General features: G+C 61.7%; 22 protein-coding genes. 8 read left to right on the top strand and 14 right to left on the bottom strand.

What is annotated here, in order from left to right; translation table 11 throughout:
• The 4 genes from BKY27_RS16790 to BKY27_RS16775 form a co-directional block, all read right to left on the bottom strand.
• The gene (locus BKY27_RS16790; protein WP_071675639.1) at positions 1-489 is read right to left on the bottom strand and encodes a c-type cytochrome; all 489 of its coding nucleotides are present in this window, start codon (positions 487-489) and stop codon (positions 1-3) included.
• On the bottom strand, positions 486-1877 hold the full coding sequence (locus BKY27_RS16785; RefSeq protein ID WP_267888899.1) for a multicopper oxidase family protein: 1392 nt from the start codon (positions 1875-1877) through the stop codon (positions 486-488). Before BKY27_RS16785 ends, BKY27_RS16790 begins: the two co-directional genes overlap by 4 nt.
• A gap of 66 nt (positions 1878-1943) precedes the next feature.
• Positions 1944-2849 (bottom strand): c-type cytochrome, encoded by a 906-nt coding sequence (locus tag BKY27_RS16780; RefSeq protein ID WP_071675637.1) that lies wholly within the window; start codon positions 2847-2849, stop codon positions 1944-1946.
• A gap of 2 nt (positions 2850-2851) precedes the next feature.
• Positions 2852-3427, bottom strand: a complete 576-nt coding sequence (locus BKY27_RS16775; protein ID WP_071675636.1) for a c-type cytochrome — start codon at positions 3425-3427, stop codon at positions 2852-2854.
• A 258-nt stretch (positions 3428-3685) separates the two neighbouring features.
• Between BKY27_RS16775 and BKY27_RS20180 the strand changes: the two genes are divergently transcribed.
• On the top strand, positions 3686-3838 hold the full coding sequence (locus BKY27_RS20180; protein WP_158514995.1) for a hypothetical protein: 153 nt from the start codon (positions 3686-3688) through the stop codon (positions 3836-3838).
• On the opposite strand, the gene BKY27_RS16765 is transcribed toward BKY27_RS20180, so the two are convergent.
• Positions 3835-4293, bottom strand: a complete 459-nt coding sequence (locus tag BKY27_RS16765) for a c-type cytochrome (protein ID WP_071675634.1) — start codon at positions 4291-4293, stop codon at positions 3835-3837. The two genes, BKY27_RS20180 and BKY27_RS16765, sit on opposite strands and share 4 nt — an antisense overlap.
• Before the next feature lie 38 nt (positions 4294-4331).
• Positions 4332-4925, bottom strand: a complete 594-nt coding sequence (locus BKY27_RS16760; protein WP_071675633.1) for a L,D-transpeptidase — start codon at positions 4923-4925, stop codon at positions 4332-4334.
• A 139-nt stretch (positions 4926-5064) separates the two neighbouring features.
• On the opposite strand from BKY27_RS16760, the gene BKY27_RS16755 reads away from it, so the two are divergent.
• From BKY27_RS16755 to BKY27_RS16745, 3 genes are all read left to right on the top strand, one after another.
• Complete coding sequence (locus BKY27_RS16755; RefSeq protein WP_084668015.1) at positions 5065-5403, top strand: DUF2933 domain-containing protein; 339 nt, start codon at positions 5065-5067, stop codon at positions 5401-5403.
• A gap of 32 nt (positions 5404-5435) precedes the next feature.
• On the top strand, positions 5436-5630 hold the full coding sequence (locus BKY27_RS16750) for a hypothetical protein (protein ID WP_071675632.1): 195 nt from the start codon (positions 5436-5438) through the stop codon (positions 5628-5630).
• A 102-nt stretch (positions 5631-5732) separates the two neighbouring features.
• Positions 5733-7775, top strand: coding sequence for a protein-disulfide reductase DsbD family protein (locus tag BKY27_RS16745; RefSeq protein ID WP_233491873.1), 2043 nt, complete (start codon positions 5733-5735; stop codon positions 7773-7775).
• Between the two features lie 16 nt (positions 7776-7791).
• Here BKY27_RS16745 and ccmI read toward each other — a convergent pair whose 3' ends face one another.
• The 8 genes from ccmI to BKY27_RS16705 all read right to left on the bottom strand — a co-directional run bounded on the left by ccmI (position 7792) and on the right by BKY27_RS16705 (position 17319).
• Entirely contained in the window at positions 7792-8940 is a 1149-nt protein-coding gene (ccmI, locus tag BKY27_RS16740) for a c-type cytochrome biogenesis protein CcmI (protein ID WP_071675630.1), read from the bottom strand.
• Entirely contained in the window at positions 8937-9422 is a 486-nt protein-coding gene (locus tag BKY27_RS16735) for a cytochrome c-type biogenesis protein (protein WP_146636280.1), read from the bottom strand. Before BKY27_RS16735 ends, ccmI begins: the two co-directional genes overlap by 4 nt.
• Positions 9419-9976: a DsbE family thiol:disulfide interchange protein gene (locus tag BKY27_RS16730; RefSeq protein ID WP_071675629.1), complete on the bottom strand. Its 558-nt coding sequence runs from the start codon at positions 9974-9976 to the stop codon at positions 9419-9421. Before BKY27_RS16730 ends, BKY27_RS16735 begins: the two co-directional genes overlap by 4 nt.
• Before the next feature lie 4 nt (positions 9977-9980).
• Positions 9981-11981: a heme lyase CcmF/NrfE family subunit gene (locus BKY27_RS16725; protein ID WP_071675628.1), complete on the bottom strand. Its 2001-nt coding sequence runs from the start codon at positions 11979-11981 to the stop codon at positions 9981-9983.
• Between the two features lie 7 nt (positions 11982-11988).
• Positions 11989-13434 (bottom strand): ATP-binding protein, encoded by a 1446-nt coding sequence (locus tag BKY27_RS16720; protein ID WP_071675652.1) that lies wholly within the window; start codon positions 13432-13434, stop codon positions 11989-11991.
• Positions 13434-14159, bottom strand: coding sequence for a response regulator (locus tag BKY27_RS16715; protein ID WP_071675627.1), 726 nt, complete (start codon positions 14157-14159; stop codon positions 13434-13436). Before BKY27_RS16715 ends, BKY27_RS16720 begins: the two co-directional genes overlap by 1 nt.
• 207 nt (positions 14160-14366) lie before the next feature.
• Positions 14367-14786, bottom strand: coding sequence for a Cu(I)-responsive transcriptional regulator (cueR, locus tag BKY27_RS16710; protein WP_071675626.1), 420 nt, complete (start codon positions 14784-14786; stop codon positions 14367-14369).
• Positions 14787-14799: 13 nt separating this feature from the next.
• Positions 14800-17319 carry a heavy metal translocating P-type ATPase gene (locus BKY27_RS16705; protein WP_071675625.1) on the bottom strand — a complete coding sequence of 840 codons (2520 nt, stop codon included), beginning with the start codon at positions 17317-17319 and terminating at the stop codon, positions 14800-14802.
• Between the two features lie 137 nt (positions 17320-17456).
• Between BKY27_RS16705 and BKY27_RS16700 the strand changes: the two genes are divergently transcribed.
• From BKY27_RS16700 to BKY27_RS16685, 4 genes are all read left to right on the top strand, one after another.
• Positions 17457-17663: a heavy-metal-associated domain-containing protein gene (locus tag BKY27_RS16700; RefSeq protein WP_071675651.1), complete on the top strand. Its 207-nt coding sequence runs from the start codon at positions 17457-17459 to the stop codon at positions 17661-17663.
• Positions 17664-18162: 499 nt separating this feature from the next.
• Complete coding sequence (locus BKY27_RS16695; RefSeq protein ID WP_084668014.1) at positions 18163-18756, top strand: EF-hand domain-containing protein; 594 nt, start codon at positions 18163-18165, stop codon at positions 18754-18756.
• Positions 18757-18926: 170 nt separating this feature from the next.
• Complete coding sequence (locus tag BKY27_RS16690) at positions 18927-19313, top strand: DUF302 domain-containing protein (RefSeq protein ID WP_071675624.1); 387 nt, start codon at positions 18927-18929, stop codon at positions 19311-19313.
• 28 nt (positions 19314-19341) lie between these two features.
• Positions 19342-20028 (top strand): TVP38/TMEM64 family protein, encoded by a 687-nt coding sequence (locus tag BKY27_RS16685; RefSeq protein ID WP_071675623.1) that lies wholly within the window; start codon positions 19342-19344, stop codon positions 20026-20028.
• The last annotated feature ends 109 nt before the right edge of the window (positions 20029-20137 follow it).

Raw genomic sequence — 20137 nt, 5'->3', positions numbered from 1 at the left:
TCAGCGGTCTCCCTGTGCGGACAACTCCGCCTCTGTACGAACGGCCTGGATCTCTCGCATCCGGTCAGGCCATGTGGATTGAATAAAGGCGAGGATATTCCAGATCTCCTGCTCGGTGAGAGTGTCGGCAAAGCCCGGCATCCCGCTGTTGAACACGATCCCCATCTGCGCCATCACTTCGGTGCCACCCAGGGCCGAGTAATTGAAAAGCACGGCATCGGAATGGTGCCACGTGTGGCCTGCGTCATCATGGGGCGGCGCGGGAAACACGCCATCATCACCCGGCGTGCGCCAGTTGGGCTGACCTTCGAGCGCAGCCCCGTGACAGGTGGCGCAGGATTCTGCATAGAGCATTTCACCCCGATTCAGATCCACGTCTTCGGGCATGATCGGAATTTCGTTGACGACCTCCTGCGCGGTGCCTGGCAAGGGGCTGGTGGCTGAAAGAGCCAGCGCAAGCGCCGAGAGGGCTGAACATGCGCGCTTCATGCGACCCGAACCCAGGTCATCATGCCCGAAGCCGCATGGGACAGCATGTGGCAATGCAACAGCCAGTCACCGGGATTGTCGGCGGCAAAGGCGATCTCGCGGCGCTCAGTGCTGGCCATCAGCAGCGTATCGCGCATCGGTCCCAGGCTATCGCCTTCCAGAACCTCGCGGAAATGCATGCCGTGCAGGTGCATCGCGTGCGGGAAGGCGGTGTCGTTCAAGATCGTCAGTCGCACGATTTGGCCACGGTCGATTGTGGCCAGTGGCGTGTCAGGCATCCCGACCGTTCCATTGAACGCCCAGAACTGCCCAGCCTGCGCCAGATTGCGGAAACTGTGCTCTTCGCCTTCATACATGGCCTGGCGAAGTCCACCCATTGCGCCGCCCTCCATGTTCAGGGTCAGGCGAGCGGTGTCTTGCGACAGCTGCATCGCGTGGCCGGGATTGGGCGGCAACGCGGCCGGAGCGCCGCGCCGGGCGAGGCTGGCCTGACCGCGCACATGGAAAGTGACCTGCGGTGCGCTGCGCGCTTCATCTGCACGGGCCAGATAGGCCGTGCCGCCATCCTCGGCGATCACATCCACGATCAGATCGGCACGTTGGCCGGGGCCGAGCACCAGCACCTCCTCTAGCGGCTCGGGTGCAGGCAACGGCATTCCGTCTAGCGCCACGGTCCAGCCCTCCAACCCGATTAGCCCGAGGACGAAGATCCGGGCATTCGCCGCATTGATCAGGCGCAGGCGCAGGCGTTCGTTGCGTTGCACAGTCATGGTATTGTCGAAAATGCCGTTCGTCAGAATGAGATTTCCCATGCGCCCGGCGTGACTGTGCGCATGCGGGCTGCCGAAATCACCAGAAAGCTGCCCGGTTTCCGGGTCTATCAACCAGTCATCGAGCACCAAAACCTCGTCCCGGTCGACGTCGGGCGGTGTGCTCTCCTCGACGATCAGTGCTCCGTACAGTCCGCGCGCCACCTGCTCCGTCGAGTGGTTATGGGAGTGATACCAATAGGTTCCGGCATCCGGCAGCAAAAAGTCATAATCGAAACCTTCACCGGGCTCGACGGCGGCCTGTGTCAGGCCCGGTACGCCATCCATCGCATTGTCGATACGGATGCCGTGCCAGTGAATACTGCTGGCCTGCGGCAGGCTGTTGACGAAGCGCCTTTGCAACCTCCCGCCCTTGTCCACGCGCAGGATCGGGCCGGGGGCGGTGCCGCCATAGCCCCAGATATCGGTGGCCGGATAGCTGTCGGGTGCCAGCTGGACCGATGCGGGTATCGCTTCGAGCGTCTCGAATGAGCCCGTCGCCATAGCTTCGCGCGGCAGGAAACCAAGCAGGGCGGTGGCCGCGGCGGTACCTGCCATGAACTGTCGTCTGGTTTGCATGATCGTCTCTATCCTTCAACACACGAATTTCCCGGGCAGACATCTCTGCCCGGGAAAATCAGTTCTTCATTCCCGGACCCAGGCCTCATCCTCTGGATCCATGAGGTAGGTGGCAATTGCCAACCGATCTTCCGGTGTCAGGAAGCTGGTGCCGTATTGCACCACCTCGCCCATGCCGCCGCCGAAAACATCCCCGGACGGCGTGATACCGGTCTCGAGCGCATAGACGAGTGACTCCACTGTCCACCCTTGGTCGATCAGGTGCTCCAGCCGGATCGACGGTGCATGATCGCCGCCGGGCAGGGCATCATTGCCCGCATAGAAGGACGAGGTAATCCGCGCACCGGCGATGTTGCGACCGGTATGGCAAGCACCGCAATGGGCCGCACCACGGGCCAGTTCCCGGCCCCGGTTCCAGATATCGCTTTGCCCTTCCACCGGTTCCGTTTCCGGGTCGGTGAGGAAGGCCGCCCGCCAGAGCTTCAGGCTCCATCTCAGGTTGAAGGGGAACCCGACGTCATGGGCAGGGGCCGCTTCGGCGACCGCTGGCACGGTCTGAAACGCCGCCCAGAGATCCGCAATATCCTGATCCGTGAAATCCGCGTAGAACGGATAGGTGAAGGTTGGGTAATAGGGCTCTCTCTCCGGGCTGATCCCCTGTCGAACGGCGACGGCAAAGTCCTCGATGGTCCAGTCACCAATGCCATGCGCGGGATCGGTGGTCAGGTTCGGGGAATAGAAGGTGCCGAACGGGGTCTCCAGTTCCACGCCACCCGCAAGCGGCGCGGCACCCTCCGCGACATTGGTGTGACAGGCGATGCAGCCGCTGGCTCGGGCCAGATAGGCCCCACGACCGACATCGCCAGCAAGCTCGATGGGGTCGGGCCGAGTTCCGACAGGCCAGAAGATGACGGCCCCGGAGGTTGCCGCAGCCGCGCCAAATAGCAGGCCTGCAAGTTTCCACCTCTTCATGGTCAATCACGCTCGGTGCGGAATTGGGTGTGACAGGCCGAACAGGCTTGAGCGACAACCGCGAAAACGCGATCCACTGGCATTTGCGCCAACATCGCGGCATCCGGCCCGGCGTCACCCCCCATCATGGAAGAGCCACCGCCCATCATGCCAGAGCCTCCACCCATCATCGAGGAGTTGTCCATCTGTCCGGGCAGGTCCGACCCCGGCGGGCTATCGGCGGCCTCGGCCAGCGCCCCGGCGACGAGTTCCAGCCGCATTGCCATCGCCTCGAAGGCCTGCCAGTCCTGCCAAATCTCGGCCCGCGCATAGGAGGCGTCGTCGTCGCTGCCTTCGGGAAACAGCGCCGTCATGGTGTTGCCTGCATGCCGTTCGATCACCGCCGCTGCAGCGATGACGGCCTCGCGGTCATATTCGGCCTGGCCCTGCATCATGGGTGTCAGATCGCGCACCGCGTCGCGCATCGCCACCATGCCATCCATGCGGTCGCGCACGATGCCTGTGGCACCCTCATGCGAAGCGGCAATTCCTGCGAAAAGGAGACTGCCGGCTGTCAGGGTCACAAGTGTCTTTTTCATATTTCTGTCCTCGGTCTTGAATGTTGGGGGTTACATCAAGACCGACCCTCGCGGAGGCGGGGGATCGTCGACCTGAGTGAAAGAAGCCAGGTGATGGCCATTGTGGATGACGGAGAGCTGGACGAAACGACGCCAAAAGGAAACTCTCTCCTGATCGGACATCACGGCCGTGAGCGAGCACTCTAGCCCCGGATGACAATGCCCGCCGATCTCCGTTTGATCCGGCCCCGATTGCACGTGATCCTGCACGCCGTGTGAATGGCCGTCCTGCGTCCCGACCGGAGCATCAGCCCGGCCTCTGGCAATGTCGCCCGCGTCAGGAATCGCTTTCGCCGCGAAGCCGAGAACCAAGAGGCAAACCAAGGCAATCAGTCGGATCGGATCGGCTATCGCAATGCCTGGGCGCATTAGGAAATCCCATTCTCGCGCTGCAGCTCGCGGATATACTGGATTATGGCCCGGACATCGCCATTGGTTAGCCCGTCTATGGTGGGCATGTTGCCGAAATTCCAGTGATGCGAGCGAACGCCGTTGCGCACCGCCATCAGGAACGACTGGTCCGAGTGATGATTGGGCTCATAGGTGATGTGGACAAGCGGCGGTGCAACGCCATTCTGTCCGGCGGCGTTGATCCCGTGGCAGTCGGCGCAGGCGGCCTCGAACACGCGCTGCCCGATCTGCGCCTCGGACGACAATTCGCTTGGCAGCGCTACTGCGGCGATCGGACCGCCTTGCTCCACATCGGAAAGGTCCGGAGGTTCCATCGAATGCGTCGGTGTCACCTCCTCTCGGGTAAGGAAATTGGTGACGGCCAGTCCCAGACCGATGAGGAAAAAGGCTGCGATGCCGATACCTGCTTTTGACATTTGGATTTGCTTTCCTGGTATATCGGGTGGCGAAGGGCTCAGATTAGTCGGACCTGCGTGCCCAGTGGGGTGCGGTCATAGACTTCCTCGATCTGTTCGTTAAAAAGGCCAATACACCCGTTCGAGGATCGCCGTCCGATCTTGCGTGTGTCCTGGGTTCCGTGAATGCGGTAGTATTGCCAACTGAGATAAAGCGCCCGTGTCCCGAGCGGGTTGGTCGGATCGCCTCCTGGCACATAGGCGGGCCACTCGGGATATCGTTCACGCATCGACGGGGTCGGGGCCCATCCGGGATTTTCACGCTTTTCTACCACTTCGGTATAGCCGCGACGTGTCAGTTCATCCGTCGCGGGAACGGAGGTGGGGTAGACCCGCATCTCGCCATCTGCCGTCCAGTGCTGCAGGATCCGCCGATTGGTGTCGGACAGAATGACCCCAAGGCCCAAGGCATCGAAATGGTCGCGCCAGTCATGCACTGCAAAAGACGATATGTTGCGCCGGGATTCGGCAACGGATTGCGCACTGTCGCTGGAGGCCAGAAGAAGGGACGGGGCCGCCAATGCGGGCAATCCAACCGCCGCCACCGTCAGCATCCGACGTCGCGTGAGGGTTTGTGTCTTGTTCTCGCTCATACCTGCCACTGCTCTTGAAGGCGTAACAGGAGCCTTTTCGAGCCTTCCAGCGCGGGAAGGTCAATCCAAAGGCGGCTTACAAATTCGTGATTTTTGTATCGCTATGTAACATTGACCTTCCCGCGCTGGAATCAACTCAATGGATCGGAATATCGAAACGCAATCCGAGGTGATAAAGGTGAGCAATACGTCAAATCTAAACCAGACCGGCAATCGGTTTGCCAAGTTCGGGATGGCTGCATGTAGTCTTATCATGGCCGCACCCATAGCGATTGTCTTGCTGACCGGAGGCGTTGGCGCGGTTCTGGGCAATATCGGCCTGTTTCTGCCGCTCGCATTGTGCTTGGGAATGCACGTGATCATGCACCGCATGATGGGTCGATCCTGTCACGGGGCGGGATCAGAGCAAACCGAATCTGACCCACAACGGGACGCTGTGCCAATCGCGCGCCCCGGAACCGTCATACAAAGCCGCTGAACATGCGGCCACATCGGCTAAGGAGCATTGGTTTGTTTGGCTTTTTGCTTGGACTTGGCGGTTGCGGTATCGCGTTTCAGCAATGCGATGATCCGGCGCTGACGCTGGATAACGCTGCCTTGGCAGTGCCAGGTGTCGAGGCCGACTGCCGAGCCGTTGAAAACCTCGGAGAAGGCATCTACCGCCTACAGTGCGACGGCAACCGCACGGGTTTTGTCGTCAGATAGCCGCAGAATAAGCAGAGAAAGGCACGTCTCATGGGCATGGTGGCCCCCTTAAGGTCGGCGGTCGCGCTGGTCGCTCTGCTCTTGTCGATGTCGTTGCCCGCCATGTCGGCGAGTTCCGATGTCGCAAGCAGCCCCGCCATCGAGGTCGCGCTTGTCACCGCCGAGAATAGGATTGCTCCGGGGGCGACCTCGATCTCTGCCGGTCTCGACATGTCGTTGTCGGAGGGTTGGAAGACCTATTGGCGAAGCCCGGGTGAGGTGGGTTTGCCACCCGAACTGGATTTCACGGGATCGGTGAATGTGGCGGAGGTGGAGATCCTGTGGCCCGCGCCCCACCGCTTTACCGCCTTCGGCATTCAGAATTTCGGCTATTCTGGGGAGGTCGTCCTGCCCATCCGCATCCATTTGGAGCGACCGGGAGAAGCCGTCAACCTGCGGGTCGAGGCCGATATTCTGGTCTGTTCCGAGATCTGCGTCCCGTCGAGCTTCGCCTTTGCAATCGATCTGCCGGCAGGTGGGTCTGGCACGCAGGGCGCCATAGACCGGGTCTCGGCGGCGCGGATCGCGACCTTTGCCGCCTTGGTGCCGCTCGTTGGCCCGACCGCGGAGATCTCCGACGTTGCTGCCTTCGTTAACGAGGATGCTCGGACGCTGACCATCACGGCAAGTGGAACTCATTCCTTCGAGACACCGGACGTGTTTCCTGAAATGGGCAGTTTCACGGCGTTTGGCGAACCGGATATCCGGCTTGCGGGTGACGGGCGCGGGCTTTGGGCGCAGCTTCCGATCTTGTCCCTCGACCCGGACGCGACAGCGCCCGTGATCACGCTGACCGATGGCGCACTGGCACGCACAATTGAGGCGCGCGCCCTGGAAACGTCCCCACCGGCCCCGTTTGCACGGCAAATTGACCGACGGCCGATTTCCGCCCTGGTCTGGATTGGCCTGATCTCTTTTCTGGGCGGGCTTATCCTGAATGTGATGCCTTGCGTTCTGCCGGTGCTGTCGATCAAGCTGGCATCGGTGATCACCAGCGGGAACAAGACCGGCCGGGAAATTCGAGCAAGCTTTCTGGCCTCGGCCGTCGGGGTGATGGCTTTCATGTGGGTGCTTGCGGCGGCGACATTTGCCCTGCGCCAGATCGGCGTCACAGTGGGGTGGGGGCTGCAGTTCCAGAACCCCGGATTTCTGGCTCTGATGGTCGGGATCCTGGCCGTTTTTGCCGCTAACATGTTGGGGCTGTTTGAAATCTCATTGCCGTCGCGGCTGCAGACCCGCCTGGCAGGCAGCGGTGCGCAGCGCGGCTATGCCGGGGACATCGCCACCGGGGCTTTTGCTGCAATGCTGGCCACGCCGTGTTCCGCGCCCTTCCTTGGCACCGCCATCGCTTTTGCGTTGACTGGCGGTATCGTCGATATCGGCGTTGTGTTCACCGGGCTCGGGCTCGGTCTTGCCACGCCCTATTTCGCGGTCGCCGCCTATCCGCGCTTGGCGCTGATGATGCCGAAGCCGGGGCGGTGGATGATCGTGCTCAAGGCGGTTCTGGGCCTCTTGCTGCTTTTGACGGCGGCATGGCTGGTCTGGGTCTTGTCGGGCGTGGCCGGGCCGGTCTCGGTGTTGGTGACGGTCGGCTTGATCGCCGCCCTGATAAGCTTGCTTGCCATCCGGCGGGTGCCGTCGGTTGCAAGATGGGTCGGCGTCGCGGTGCTGGCCGTTGCCCCTGTCATCGCCGCAGGTCAATTGGCCGATCAGGGCAGCACAAAAAGGGACACGGGCACCGAATGGGCCGTCTTCGACCGCGCCGCGATTGCCCGCCATGTTTCACGCGGGGAGGTCGTGTTTGTCGATGTGACCGCCGATTGGTGCCTGACCTGCCAGGCCAACAAGCTTCTGGTGCTGGACCGCGACTCGGTGGCAGAGGCCCTGGCCGCACCCGGTGTGACTGCCATGCGCGCCGACTGGACGCGTCCGGATGAGCAGATCTCCCGCTATCTGGCCGCATTCGACCGCTACGGCATCCCGTTCAACGCGGTTTATGGCCCCGGCGCACCGAACGGAATAGCGCTGCCGGAGCTGTTAAGCGCCGAGGCGGTCCTGGAAGCACTGCGCGAGGCCGAGACCAGCGCGGTTGCCGCCGCCAACTGAGCCTTGCCGCACGCGGTCATTCACCAAGATCGTCGGACAGATCATCGAAGCTTTGCCGCGCAGGGCCGGTTTCGGGAAGCAGCGGCTCGGCCCGGGCCAGGGCGGCGCGGGCGGCATCGAGATCTCCCAGAACCCGGTAAGAATTGGCCAGCCGCAACCAGCCTTCCAGATCATCCGGTTCCTCCTCCAGCCGGGCGGCCAGGCGGGCGACCATGGATTGCACCATCGCGGCCCGGTCCTCGGCGCTCATCTCGGCGGCTGCTGCCATATCTGCGGCATCGGGGCCGAGGGCGTCACTGCCCGCCATCAGCATCATCGGCCCCACAGGCGCGCGACCGATGCGCTCTCCGATCTGATTGAGCCGCGCGGTGAAGATCTGCATCCAGGGCGCGATTTCGGTCTCGACAGCGATGCGAGCCGCGAGCGCATCATAGGCCATTGCGCTGCTGCCGGTCTGGTCAAGCGCGATGGCGTGATAGTAGATCGCTGCCGGATTGAGCGGATCCATTTCAACCGCTCGGGCAATCGCGGCCTCGGCGAGGGGTGTCACGATCCCATCTTCATTGGCAATCATGGCCTCTGCCAACTGCGAAAATGAGGCTGATGAGGCTTCAGGGCGCTCGGAGGCGACGGTAAACGCACCGACAGCTGCGGAATAGTCGTTCATCCGCATGAAGGTCCGGCCTAGCAAGATCCAACCCTCGTGCGCCCCACCATCCGGCTCGGCCTCCAGGCGGTCGCGCAATTCGGCGGCCAGCCCTGCCAGTTCACTCGCCGCAGCCCGTTCCGCCCCACGCTCAGCGAAGGGCATGCTTGGAACGGAGGGTTGACCCAGGACGAGATAAAGCCCGATGCCGCTGGTCAGGACGACCGCGAGGGCTGGAACCAGAACCCACGCACCACGACGAGGAGAGGGGGCCGCGCGGGTCTGCCCACCCGTATAGGTCAGCAATCGCCGCTTGACCTCGATCCCGGCGTCACGTGCTTCGGCGATGTTGATCAGACCGCGTGCCTCGTCCCGCTCGATTTCCACCAGTTGGTCGCGCAGAACGGCAATCGCGCCTGCGTCGCGGTCCCCGCTGCTCATGCCACCCCGGCGCAGCGCCAGCAGCACAAACAGGATCGCAAGGGCCGACATGGCCACGAAAGTCAGGAAAAGCGTCATTGGCGGGGCTCCGTCGGCGGCGGGGTGTCGATAACCGCCCGGAGGGCGTTCTCCTCTTCCGCGGTCAACGCATCGGGTTCCACAGGTGTTTGCCGTGCCTGCCGGACGACAAAGATGCCGATGGACGCGGCCAGAAGCAGCAGGGCAAGCGGTGCGAACCACAGGGCATAGGTCTGCGTGTTGAAGGGCGGGCGTAGCAGAACGTAGTTGCCGTAGCGCGCCACCATGGCGTCCAGAACCTCGGAGTTGCTGTCTCCGGCAACGATGCGTTCACGAACCAACACCCGCATATCGCGAGCAATACCGGCGTTGGAACTGTCGATGTCCTGGTTCTGGCAGACGACACAGCGAAGCTGCTGCGACACCACGCGCGCGCGCGCTTCCAGTGCCGGGTCTGCCAACATTTCGTCTGGTTCGACCGCCAGGGCGATGGTCGCAGAGGTCAGCACCACTGCGAGGGCAAAAAGAAGTCGGTTGATCATGTCATGCCCGCCTGCCGGGCCTGCGAGAGGGCGGTGGTGAAGTCACGAAGGGCCGCATCGCCGAGGATCGGGCCGACATGTTTGTAAAGGACCGTCCCGTCCGGGCCAACGATAAAGGTTTCCGGCACCCCGGTCAGACCCCAGTCGATCGCAACGCGCCCCTCGATATCAGAGCCGATGCGCGCGTAGGGATTACCGAGCTCGTTCAGCCAACGCAAAGCATCCTCCGGCTCATCCTGGTAATTGATGCCGAACAGCTGCACCCCTTCCTCTGCGACCAGCCGCGTCAACACCGCGTGCTCTGCCCGACACGGGACGCACCAGGAGGCGAAGATGTTGACGATGACCGGGGCATCGTTTCCCTCCAGATCAGCACGCGAGAAGCCTGGCACATCGGTTCCCACAATCTCCGGCAGGCTGAAAGCAGGGGCAGGGCGCGAAATCAGCACAGACGGGATGGAATTCGGATCGCGCTCGGGGTTTAGGCCCCAGATGAAAAAAGCACCAAAGACCAGAGCGACAAGTACCGGGCTAGCGAATAGAAGGCGTTTCATGGGCTTACTCCGCTGGTGCTTCAGTGGCTGTCGGCCGGGCTGCGCGGCGTGGTGCGCCGACACGTAGACGTCTGTCCGACAACGACAAACCGCCACCGAGAACCAGCATTGCCGCACCGATCCAGATGAAGTTCACCAGTGGTTCATAGAGTATGCGCAGCGTCCAGGCCCCCTGTGCCTCGGCCTCTGCACTGGCAGGTTCCGTCAGCGAGGCATAAAGGTCGCCTGCAAGTGTAGAGCGTATGGACGATTCCGTTGTGCTGAATTGCGCCACGGGATATTGCCTGCGTTCCGGGTAAAGGGTCGTCACGTAGTTGCCGTTGCGTTCGACGACGAGGGTTCCACGATTGGCGACATAGTTCGGCCCGGTCACGCGCTCGACGCCTTCGAAGACCACATCGAACCCTGCAATCGAGATTTCTGTTCCAGGCGTGACGAACACGATCTCTTCCGATTTCCAGGCACTGGAGCCAACGAAACCCAGTATCGCGACGGCAAGGCCCAGATGGGCCAGTGTCATCCCGTGGGCAGCGCGTGGCAGGTTCTTCGCGCGGCGCAGTGCCTCGCTGATGGGCACCTCGCCAAACCGGACCCGCCCTGCCCATTCCATCACCGAGGCAAGGAACAGCCAGACCGCGAGTGCAATGGACAGATAGGCCAGAACCGGCCCGCCCTCGGTCAGGTACCAGACAGCCAGCGCAGTCAGACCGGACAGCACTGCCGCGAATTTCAATCGTTGCAAGACACCCGCAAGATCGGCGCGTTTCCACGACAGAAACGGCCCGATCGCCATGGCGAAAACCAGGGGAAGCATCATCGGAACAAAGGTCGCGTTGAAAAAGGGTGGCCCGACGGAAAGCCGTTCCCCTGCGAGTGCCTCGACAAACAGCGGATAGAGCGTGCCGAAGAGGACGGTGCCGGTCGCCGAGGCGAGAGCCAGGTTGTTCACGAGCAATCCGGCTTCGCGGCTGATCGGTCGAAACAGGCCGCCGGATTCAAGCGCCGGGGCGCGCCATGCGAATAGCAGCAGGGAACCCCCGATGCTGAGCCCCAGAAGCCACAGGATATAGAGCCCGCGTTCAGGGTCCACGGCGAAAGCGTGGACCGACGTGAGCAGCCCCGAGCGCACAATGAAAGTGCCCAGAAGCGACATGGAGAACGTCAGGATCGCAAGAAGGATTGTCCAGCTTTTGAAGGCGTCCCGTTTCTCGGTCACGATGGCCGAATGCAGCAACGCAGTGCCCAGAAGCCACGGCATGAAGCTGACGTTCTCGACCGGATCCCAGAACCACCAGCCGCCCCAGCCAAGTTCGTAGTAAGCCCACCATGACCCGAGCGCGATGCCTGCTGTCAGGCTGACCCAGGCTGCGAGCGTCCACGGACGGACCCACCGCGCCCAGGCCGCATCGACGCGGCCCTCGATCAACGCGGCGACGGCGAACGAGAATACGATCGAAAACCCGACATAGCCAAAATAAAGAAGCGGCGGGTGCATGGCGAGGCCAACATCCTGAAGCAGCGGATTGAGATCCTGACCATCCGGCGGCGGCGGAAAGACCCGCTCGAACGGGTTTGACGTGAACAGCATGAAGCTGAAGAAGCCAACGCTGATCCAAGCCTGCACCGAGAGGGTCCGCGCTCGCAGCCCCTCCGATATATTGGTGCCAAAGATCGACACACCGGCCCCAAACACGGTCAGGATCAGCACCCACAGCAGCAAAGAGCCCTCGTGGCTGCCCCAGGTGCCCGCGATCTTGAACAGAAGGGGCTTGAGCGAATGCGAGTTCTCGACCACGTTCAACACGGTGAAATCGCTGACCACGAATGACCGCATCAGCGCCGCGAAGGCGACGAAGGTAAAAACCATCTGCGCCAGCGATGTCGCCCGCGCCGACCGCATCCAGAGCAGGTTGCCACGGCTTGCCCCGAGCATCGGCAGGACGCTTTGAACCAGCGCAAACCCAAAAGCGAGCGTCAGCGCGAAGTGTCCGAGTTCAGGGATCATGTCTTCCTCAATGTTCGATTTCGGGATGCGGGTGGGTCCCGCCCGGTGCGTTTTCGGGCCCATTCGCGGAGGCCGCCGTATCGATCGGCAGGGTTATGGTGGCAATCAGCCCTCCCTCGGGGGAGTTGGACAACACGACATCGCCGCCATGCGCCCGCAAGATGCCCCGCGCGATTGACAGGCCCAGACCATGGCCACCGGTATCCAGCGACCGCGATTGCTCCAGCCGGTGGAAAGGGGCGAACACATCCTCCAGCAGGTTGTCGGGAATGCCGGGGCCATTATCGGCAATCCTGATCGCCAGAACGTCGCCCTCAACGTCATGGCTGACCCGTGCATTGGCACCGTATCGCTGCGCATTCTCGATGAGGTTGCGCACCGCGCGCCGAAATGCGAACGGGCGCACCGACACCGCAACTTCGGGCCCCGGCACTAAAGTTGCGGGTGTGGTGATTGTCTGGTTGATATCGCTGAGCAACTGACCGACCAAGACGCGCTCTGACGGTTCGGAGGCACTGACGCCGCGGGCATAGGACAGGGTCGCATCCAGCATTCCCTGCATCTCTTCGATACTGGAGGTCAGCGCATAGCGCGTTTCCGCGTCATCTACCATTTCCGTCCTGACCCGCAACGCCGTCAGCGGCGAGCGCAGATCGTGGCCGATGGCCGCCAACATGCGGGTGCGGTCCTCGACGAACCGGGTCAGACGGCGCTGCATGATAGCGAAGGCCGCCGTCAGGTCACGCACTTCGGTCGGGCCGGTCGGTTTCACGGGCTCCATATCCTCGCCGCGTCCCAGACGTTCGCTGGCCACGGACAGACGTCGCAGCGGGCCTGTGATCCGTGCCATCAGGAACCAGAAGCCAGCCGCCAGAAGGACCGAAGCGGTCACCACGAAGGTCAGGGTCGAGCCCCAGGCCCATTGCAGCGGCGGCCGTTCGAAGCGGGTTTCGACATTTAGCCAATCGCCACCCGACAGCGCGATTGAAACGCTCATCTCTATCGCCGACAGATCGCCCCGCATCATCGCAACATGCATTTCAGCCATGTCGGGTGAGAGATGTGGCAAAGGCAAGATTGTCCCCTCAACTTCATGCACATCGACCCTGATTTCACGGGTGAACTGATCGCCAAGAAGCCTTCTGATCCTGTCCTCGACCGGTCCGCCATCACTGTGATTGACGCCCAGAATTCGCGGGGTTTCGGTCACATCAAAGCGAACCAGCGGTGAATTCGCGGCCCGCAGGATGGATGCGTGCAATTCGTTCGGGGCCTCTTCCAGCAGACGCGCAACGCTCGCGGCACGCCCCGCCGCTTCGAAGCCCAGTGCCGCGCGCACGGCAAGGCTCCGTTCATCGACAAAAAAGAACAAGCTCACAATCTGGGCTGCCAGCAGCACGCCTAGCAGAAGCAGGATCAACTGCCCCCGCAAGCTCAGAATAAAGCTCCGGATCACGACGCAATCTCCACGTCCGTTGCCAGACAGTAGCCGCCGTTTCGGACTGTCGTGATGATCCTCGGACGCATTGGATCCGCCTCGATCTTGCGGCGCAGGCGGCTGACCTGATTGTCGATCGTGCGGTCAAACGGGCCTGCTGATCGCCCGGCGGTGAGGTCCAAAAGCTGCTCGCGGCTAAGGATTAGCCTGGGCCGTTCCAGAAATGTGATCAGCAGGCGAAACTCTGAATTGGATAGGCTATCCTTTATCCCGGAATCCGACAGCAGTGCGCGTCGATCCACATCAAGATGCCAATGTGCGAACTGAACGGTTTTTCCCGCCAGGCGCCCGGCGAGGGAATCCAGACGCTCGCTGCGCCTGAGCACAGCCTTTATCCGGGCCAGAAGCTCGCGCGGGTTGAATGGTTTGGGCAGGTAGTCATCCGCGCCAATCTCAAGCCCGATGATCCGGTCCATGTCGTCACCTAGCGCCGTCAGCATGATAATCGGGCAGGATCCCGAAGCCGACAGCCTGCGACATACCGACAGCCCGTCCTCGCCCGGCATCATCACATCCAGAACGATCAAGTCAAAGCTGCCGACGGCGAGCTTCTGATCCATATCGGCAGCATCGGTCGCCGATGTCGCCAGCAAGCCGCTTTTTTGCAGGAAGCGTGTTACTGCATCACGGATTTCGCGGTGATCGTCCACGACGAGGATATGTGGGCTTTCTGACTTCATTGAATAAGTCCTATGCCAAAGGCCGTGGTGTTTCCGCCTCGGAATTGTCACGATATGTAACAAGGACGGAAAACATGACGACCCGATACAATCCGGGCACGAGGAAGCGATGACGCCGCGATCATCGATCACCCTCGGATCGGCGCGGTTCGATCATGAAAGCGCGTCGGTTCGTAAGATCGCCCAGGCGAAGCCTGCGGATCCCCGCTATGCCGTGTTTTCAATCAACTCGTTGTCCAGGCATGTCGCGGCAAGGTCTGCCAGAATTGGGCAATCCGGGCGGTGGTCTCCGGCACAGGCATGAACCAGATTCGAGAGCGTCGCACGCATTTGCTCAAGCTCAGTGATTTTCTTGTCGATCCGTTCGAGATGCTGTTCGGCGATCTCCTTGACCTCTGCGCTGGCTCGTTGGTCATCCTCGTAAAGTGCCATCAGATTGCGGCAGTCTTCTATAGTAAATCCTAGCGCGCGGGCGCGGCCCAAAAACGCGAGCTTGTGGACGTCGCTTTCCAGAAAGGTACGATATCCGTTTGCGCTGCGCAAAGGCTTCACCAGTCCGATCTCCTCATAATAGCGGATCGTCTTGGGCGGCAAGCCGGACTTCTCGGCCACGTCTCCGATGTTCATTTTGCAACCCTCCCTATTCAGCGGCAATCGGGACAGAGACCGGTGAAGCGGTCTCTTCGGTGAACGGCACCTCGGCTTCGCTCATCGCAGGGCGAACCCAGCGAAGCCGCAGCGCATTGGTCAAAACGAAAACCGAACTGAACGCCATTGCGCCTGCCGCAAGCACGGGCGACAGCAGCAGGCCGAAGGTCGGATACAAGACGCCAGCGGCCACCGGAATCAAAGCGACGTTGTATCCGAAGGCCCAAAACAGGTTCTGACGAATGTTTCGCATGGTGCGTGCCGATACCTGGAACGCATTCACGACACCCCGCAAATCGCCCGACATCAGCACGACATCTGCGGATTCGATGGCCACATCGGTTCCGGTGCCGATGGCGATGCCGACATCTGCGTGGGCCAGCGCGGGTGCGTCGTTGATACCATCTCCGACGAACGCTATCCGTTGATGGTCGCCCTTCAGCGCCTCCAGCGCTGCCACCTTGCCATCAGGCAAAACGCCAGCGAATACGTGGTCAATGCCGGTTTCCCGTGCGATGGCATTTGCTGTTTCCGCTTTGTCGCCCGTGATCATGGCAACCTTCAACCCGAGGTCGTGCAGGGCGCGAATCGCGGCGGCGCTGGCAGGCTTCACCGGATCCGCCACGCCGATAACTGCCGCGACCGTTCCATCCACCGCCGCAAAGAGCGCTGTCCGGCCCTGTTCCGCGATACGACGTTCCGCATCCGCCAGTGCGCTGATGTCCAGACCTTCACGGGTCATCAGGCGATCCGCGCCGACCAACACATCGTGCTCCGCAACTTTAGCCCGCACGCCAAAGCCGGTGATCGACTCGAAAGCCTCGGCTTCATAACGTGCCGCACCCTCGGTCCTGGCCGCCCGAACGACAGCATCGGCAATGGGATGTTCCGATTGTGCCTCGACTGCTGCAACAAGTGCGAGCACCTCCGCGCGGGCAGATCCTTCGGCCAGCACCAAGTCGGTCAATTCCGGGCGACCTTCGGTCACCGTGCCGGTCTTGTCCAGGGCCACAACATTGACCGACGTCAGCTCCTGCAGCGCGTCGCCTTTGCGAAACAGAACACCCATTTCCGCGGCGCGTCCGGTCCCCACCATGATGGAGGTCGGTGTCGCCAGACCCATAGCGCAAGGACAGGCGATGATCAGCACCGATACACCCGCCACAAGCGCGTAGGACAGCGCCGGTGATGGTCCCAGCAAGAGCCATGTCAGCACCGTCAACAGGGCCAACGCCATGACCGCCGGAACGAACCACAGCGTGATGCGATCCACGATTCCCTGGATCGGCAGCTTCGCACCCTGTGCCTCTTCCACCATTCGGATGATCTGGGCGAGCGTCGTATCCGCCCCGACGCGAACGGCGCGAAACTGAAAGCTGCTGGCGCCGTTGACAGTGCCACCCGTCACCGGGTCGCCCTCTGCTTTCTCAACAGGAACCGGCTCGCCAGTGATCATGCTTTCATCGACGCGCGCGCTGCCTTGGGTCACTTCACCATCCACCGCGACGCGTTCTCCGGGCCGGACGACCAGAATATCGCCGACACCGATCTGGTCGATGGCGACGTCCGTCGGCTCTCCGTTCACCAAGACCCGCGCGGTGTTTGGTTGCAGGCCGAGCAGCTTCTGGATCGCCGCCCCGGTGCGGCCCTTGGCGCGTGCTTCCATCCAGCGCCCCAGAAGGATCAATACGACAATGACCGCAGCCGCCTCGAAGTAGACCGCGCGGGACGCTTCGGGCAGCAGCGACGGCGCAAAAAGCGCGGTGAGGGAATAGAGATACGCCGCGCCAGTTCCCACAGCCACGAGGCTGTTCATGTCAGGCGCGCCTTTCAGCAGTGCCGACAATCCCTTTGTGTAGAAGTGTCTTCCGGGCCAGGCCAGTACTACGGTGGTCAGGATGAACTGGATCATCCAGCTTGTCTGGTGGCCTATCGTGCGACCGATCAACTCATGCATGCCCGGCACCAGATGCGCGCCCATCTCGAGCAGGAAAACCGGCAGCGCAAGTGTTGCCGCAAAGGCCGTCTTGCGGGCGAGTTCTCGGGCTTCGTCTTGCTTGCGCGCACCGCGATCCTCTGGAGACGTATCGCCAGAGGCCTCCGCCGGGTAGCCAGCCTCCTTTGCGGCCTTCAGCAGATCGGCCAGATCAACGGCTCCATCGGCAAAGTCGACGGTTGCGGTTTCTGACGCGAGGTTGACATTGACGCTCAAGACCCCGGGCACCGCTGCCAGGGCCTTGTCCACGCGGCCCACGCAGGAGGCACAGGACATGGATGAAATGTTCAGCCGAACCGATCGGGTTCGGGCGGGATAGCCCGCCTGGTTCAATGCTTCGACCACTTCGCTGATCCGGGATGTGGAATCGACCTGCGCCTGCGCCGTTTCAGCCGCGAGGTTCACATTCACCTCTGTGACGCCAGGCAGGGCTGAGAGAACGCGCTCGACCCTGCCCACGCATGAAGCGCAGGACATGTTCTGGACAGAAACCCGCAGGCCTTGTGACATTTGCATCTGAGTCTCCTTCATCATCTCGACAGTACCTAGGGCTTCCCCTTGCTGGAAGGTCAACGGGGTGCAAAAGAATTTTTTTTCTTGACCTTCCCATGTGGGAAGCACCCATCTTCGTCGCGAGGATGAAGGAGATGGCTATGAGCAGATTCAATGTACCGGACATGAGCTGCGGGCATTGCACCGCGGCAATCGAAAAGGCAATCAAGGCAATCGACCCGACGGCGACTGTTGAGTGCGCACTTGATGTCAAATCCGTTACCGTCGAGAGCTTCCTAAGCGAAAGCGCCATTTCCGAGGCCATCCGCGAGGCGGGCTACGACGTGTCATCTCTTGCGGGGACTTGAGATCCGGTGGGGAAAATCCTGTGCCAGTTGTGATGATACGCGGATGAGCGCACGTCGTGACCAGTGCTCCATGTAGCGCACGGTGATACGCGGTAGACTGGTATTGACCCGCACTTGATCGACCGCAAGCGGGGCTTCACATATCCGCCCTGAAAAAGTGGATGGCCATGGGTTGGCAGCATCGCCGGGGGCGGATTTTCCGTTACCGGGCGGATTGCGTTTGCAGCAGCACGACAAGGACCGCCAGCTGTCTGTCGTGCCCGCCGCAAACAATTCCGTGGGGGATTTGTGTTTGTCAGCGGTTGCAGATGAATACGCCGATCGTACCCAACCCCAAGTCTGACGATTTCTTCGGGATCCCCAACGGAGTTTTGTCGCGCAATGTAACGGGTTCCTCAATTGCGACCCACCGATACAAAGCGCCGAAGTGCCCGGCATTCCATCGCGCCAATCACCTGCCATATCATCGTTATCGCAACACGGATACGAGGTTTTCCAAATGAAACGCACTACTCTTCTTGCAGCAATCGCGGTGACAACAACCGCCATTGGCGGTGCTGCACTCGCGGATTCCCATCATGGCCATGGCGGCCGAGCAGATGTCACGCCGGTGTCGGGCGCAATGCAGAACAGTGGTTCCGGCATGATGGGGATGATGGGCGGCATGAACGACATGATGGGCATGATGCAGCAGATGCATGGCGGCGGCATGATGGGCGGCGGCATGATGGGCGGAATGGGCCCGATGGGTGGCACCATGATGCAGATGTTCGACGCGGATGGCGACGGCACTGTGACGGCCGATGAAATGCGCGGCCAGATGCAGGCGCAACTGGGCGAATACGACAGCGACGGCGACGGCGCACTCTCGATCGCCGAGTTCGAAACCCTTCACAGCGCCATGATCCGCGAGATGATGGTGGATCGGTTCCAGCATCTGGACGCCGATGGCGATGGATCGGTCACGTCAGAAGAAATGATGGCACCAGCCGACATGATGGATCGCATGCAGTCGATGCGCGAGAGCATGATGTCAGCGCAGCCCGGCATGGGCGCGGGCATGAGCGACGGCACCATGATGGACGACAACTGAGTGGCCGGCGCCGGCGCAATGCTGGCGCCGCATCACTCTGAGTTTATGGAGGTTTCCATGATGAGTTACGGTATGGGCGGAATATGGATGCTGCTCCTCTTCGTCTTTGTGGTGTTGGGGATTTTCGCATTCGTCAAATATCTGTCCAAGTGAACGAAAGGAGATCAGGAATGGTCTATACCTATGATCGCATTCTGAATGGCACCGGCATCGACGACGCTGAAATGCGCATTCGCGCGGCCCTTGCCGACAAGGGATTCGGAGTCCTGACCGAGATCGACGTCAAGGCGACGATGAAAAAGAAGATCGACGTCGACATGACACCTTACCGGATCCTCGGGGCCTGCAATCCCGGCATGGCGCACAAGGCCATCGGGATCGAGCCGCGCGTGGGCGCGATGTTGCCCTGCAACGTGATCCTGCGCACGGTGGATGGCGGCACCGAGATCAGCGCCATCGACCCGGTTGCATCGATGAAGGCCATCGACAACCAGCAGTTGCACGAGGTCGCGGGCGAGGTTCGCGATATGCTTCGAAAAGCGGTCGATGCCGCCTGATCGCCCCCTTTCTGCCATGAGACCGCGAATGGCGCATTGGTCGATCTCCCGCCGGGTCGCCAAGACGGCCATCGCGGCGCTCCTGGTGGTGGGCCTTGCGATCCTGTTTATCGGTCCGCTTGCAGGTGCGATCGACCGTATTGATGGCGACCGGATTTCCGGATGGGTGGAGGCGGCGGGGCTTTGGGGCCCCATGCTTGTCATCGTCCTGATGACGGCCGCGATCGTCGCCACACCAATTCCAAGCGCACCGATCGCACTGGCCGCGGGGGCCGCCTACGGACATACATTGGGAACCGTTTACATCGTCGCCGGAGCCGAATCGGGCGCGCTTGTCGCATTCGGACTGGCGCGATTTCTGGGGCGCGACGCTCTCATTCGCTGGCTCGGCGACAAGGTGGACGCGGGCTGGCTGGGGTCGCAGAACGCATTGACATTCACGGTCTTCGGCAGTCGGTTGCTGCCATTCATTTCCTTCGACATCGTCAGTTACGCGGCGGGGCTGAGCCGACTGCACTTCTGGCGGTTCGCAGTCGCAACACTCGCCGGAATCATCCCGGCGAGCTTCGTTCTTGCCCATTTCGGCAACCAGGCGGTCAGCGGGAGTTCTTCCCGAGCCGCCTGGTCCGCCATAGGGTTGGGTGCTCTGACGCTGACGCCCTTTCTGGTCGTGGCCGTGAGGGACTGGAAAAGACATCGGGTGCGCCATGATTGATCGCCGCGCTCTCGTGCTGCTGCCGCCGGGTCTTTCAAGCGCCGTCAGGTTGATAAATCCAATGAGCCGTCCGGGGATTGCTGCCGGTTTCAAAGTCAAACCGTTGCTA

Origin of the sequence: Nioella nitratireducens (assembly GCF_001879715.1) — a bacterium.
GTDB classification, from domain to species: Bacteria; Pseudomonadota; Alphaproteobacteria; order Rhodobacterales; family Rhodobacteraceae; genus Nioella; species Nioella nitratireducens.
The sequence above is the reverse complement of the archived record's forward strand: the minus strand, read 5'-3'. Positions and strand labels throughout refer to the sequence as shown.

What these genes read in the sequence shown, in the direction of transcription:
- BKY27_RS16790 (WP_071675639.1), bottom strand. Translation starts at nt 489, where the DNA reads ATGAAGCGCGCATGTTCAGCCCTCTCGGCGCTTGCGCTGGCTCTTTCA.
- BKY27_RS16785 (WP_267888899.1), bottom strand. Translation starts at nt 1,877, where the DNA reads ATGCAAACCAGACGACAGTTCATGGCAGGTACCGCCGCGGCCACCGCC.
- BKY27_RS16780 (WP_071675637.1), bottom strand. Translation starts at nt 2,849, where the DNA reads ATGAAGAGGTGGAAACTTGCAGGCCTGCTATTTGGCGCGGCTGCGGCA.
- BKY27_RS16775 (WP_071675636.1), bottom strand. Translation starts at nt 3,427, where the DNA reads ATGAAAAAGACACTTGTGACCCTGACAGCCGGCAGTCTCCTTTTCGCA.
- BKY27_RS20180 (WP_158514995.1), top strand. Translation starts at nt 3,686, where the DNA reads ATGGCCGTCCTGCGTCCCGACCGGAGCATCAGCCCGGCCTCTGGCAAT.
- BKY27_RS16765 (WP_071675634.1), bottom strand. Translation starts at nt 4,293, where the DNA reads ATGTCAAAAGCAGGTATCGGCATCGCAGCCTTTTTCCTCATCGGTCTG.
- BKY27_RS16760 (WP_071675633.1), bottom strand. Translation starts at nt 4,925, where the DNA reads ATGAGCGAGAACAAGACACAAACCCTCACGCGACGTCGGATGCTGACG.
- BKY27_RS16755 (WP_084668015.1), top strand. Translation starts at nt 5,065, where the DNA reads ATGGATCGGAATATCGAAACGCAATCCGAGGTGATAAAGGTGAGCAAT.
- BKY27_RS16745 (WP_233491873.1), top strand. Translation starts at nt 5,733, where the DNA reads ATGTCGGCGAGTTCCGATGTCGCAAGCAGCCCCGCCATCGAGGTCGCG.
- ccmI (WP_071675630.1), bottom strand. Translation starts at nt 8,940, where the DNA reads ATGACGCTTTTCCTGACTTTCGTGGCCATGTCGGCCCTTGCGATCCTG.
- BKY27_RS16735 (WP_146636280.1), bottom strand. Translation starts at nt 9,422, where the DNA reads ATGATCAACCGACTTCTTTTTGCCCTCGCAGTGGTGCTGACCTCTGCG.
- BKY27_RS16730 (WP_071675629.1), bottom strand. Translation starts at nt 9,976, where the DNA reads ATGAAACGCCTTCTATTCGCTAGCCCGGTACTTGTCGCTCTGGTCTTT.
- BKY27_RS16725 (WP_071675628.1), bottom strand. Translation starts at nt 11,981, where the DNA reads ATGATCCCTGAACTCGGACACTTCGCGCTGACGCTCGCTTTTGGGTTT.
- BKY27_RS16715 (WP_071675627.1), bottom strand. Translation starts at nt 14,159, where the DNA reads ATGAAGTCAGAAAGCCCACATATCCTCGTCGTGGACGATCACCGCGAA.
- cueR (WP_071675626.1), bottom strand. Translation starts at nt 14,786, where the DNA reads ATGAACATCGGAGACGTGGCCGAGAAGTCCGGCTTGCCGCCCAAGACG.
- BKY27_RS16705 (WP_071675625.1), bottom strand. Translation starts at nt 17,319, where the DNA reads ATGCAAATGTCACAAGGCCTGCGGGTTTCTGTCCAGAACATGTCCTGC.
- BKY27_RS16700 (WP_071675651.1), top strand. Translation starts at nt 17,457, where the DNA reads ATGAGCAGATTCAATGTACCGGACATGAGCTGCGGGCATTGCACCGCG.
- BKY27_RS16695 (WP_084668014.1), top strand. Translation starts at nt 18,163, where the DNA reads ATGAAACGCACTACTCTTCTTGCAGCAATCGCGGTGACAACAACCGCC.
- BKY27_RS16690 (WP_071675624.1), top strand. Translation starts at nt 18,927, where the DNA reads ATGGTCTATACCTATGATCGCATTCTGAATGGCACCGGCATCGACGAC.
- BKY27_RS16685 (WP_071675623.1), top strand. Translation starts at nt 19,342, where the DNA reads ATGGCGCATTGGTCGATCTCCCGCCGGGTCGCCAAGACGGCCATCGCG.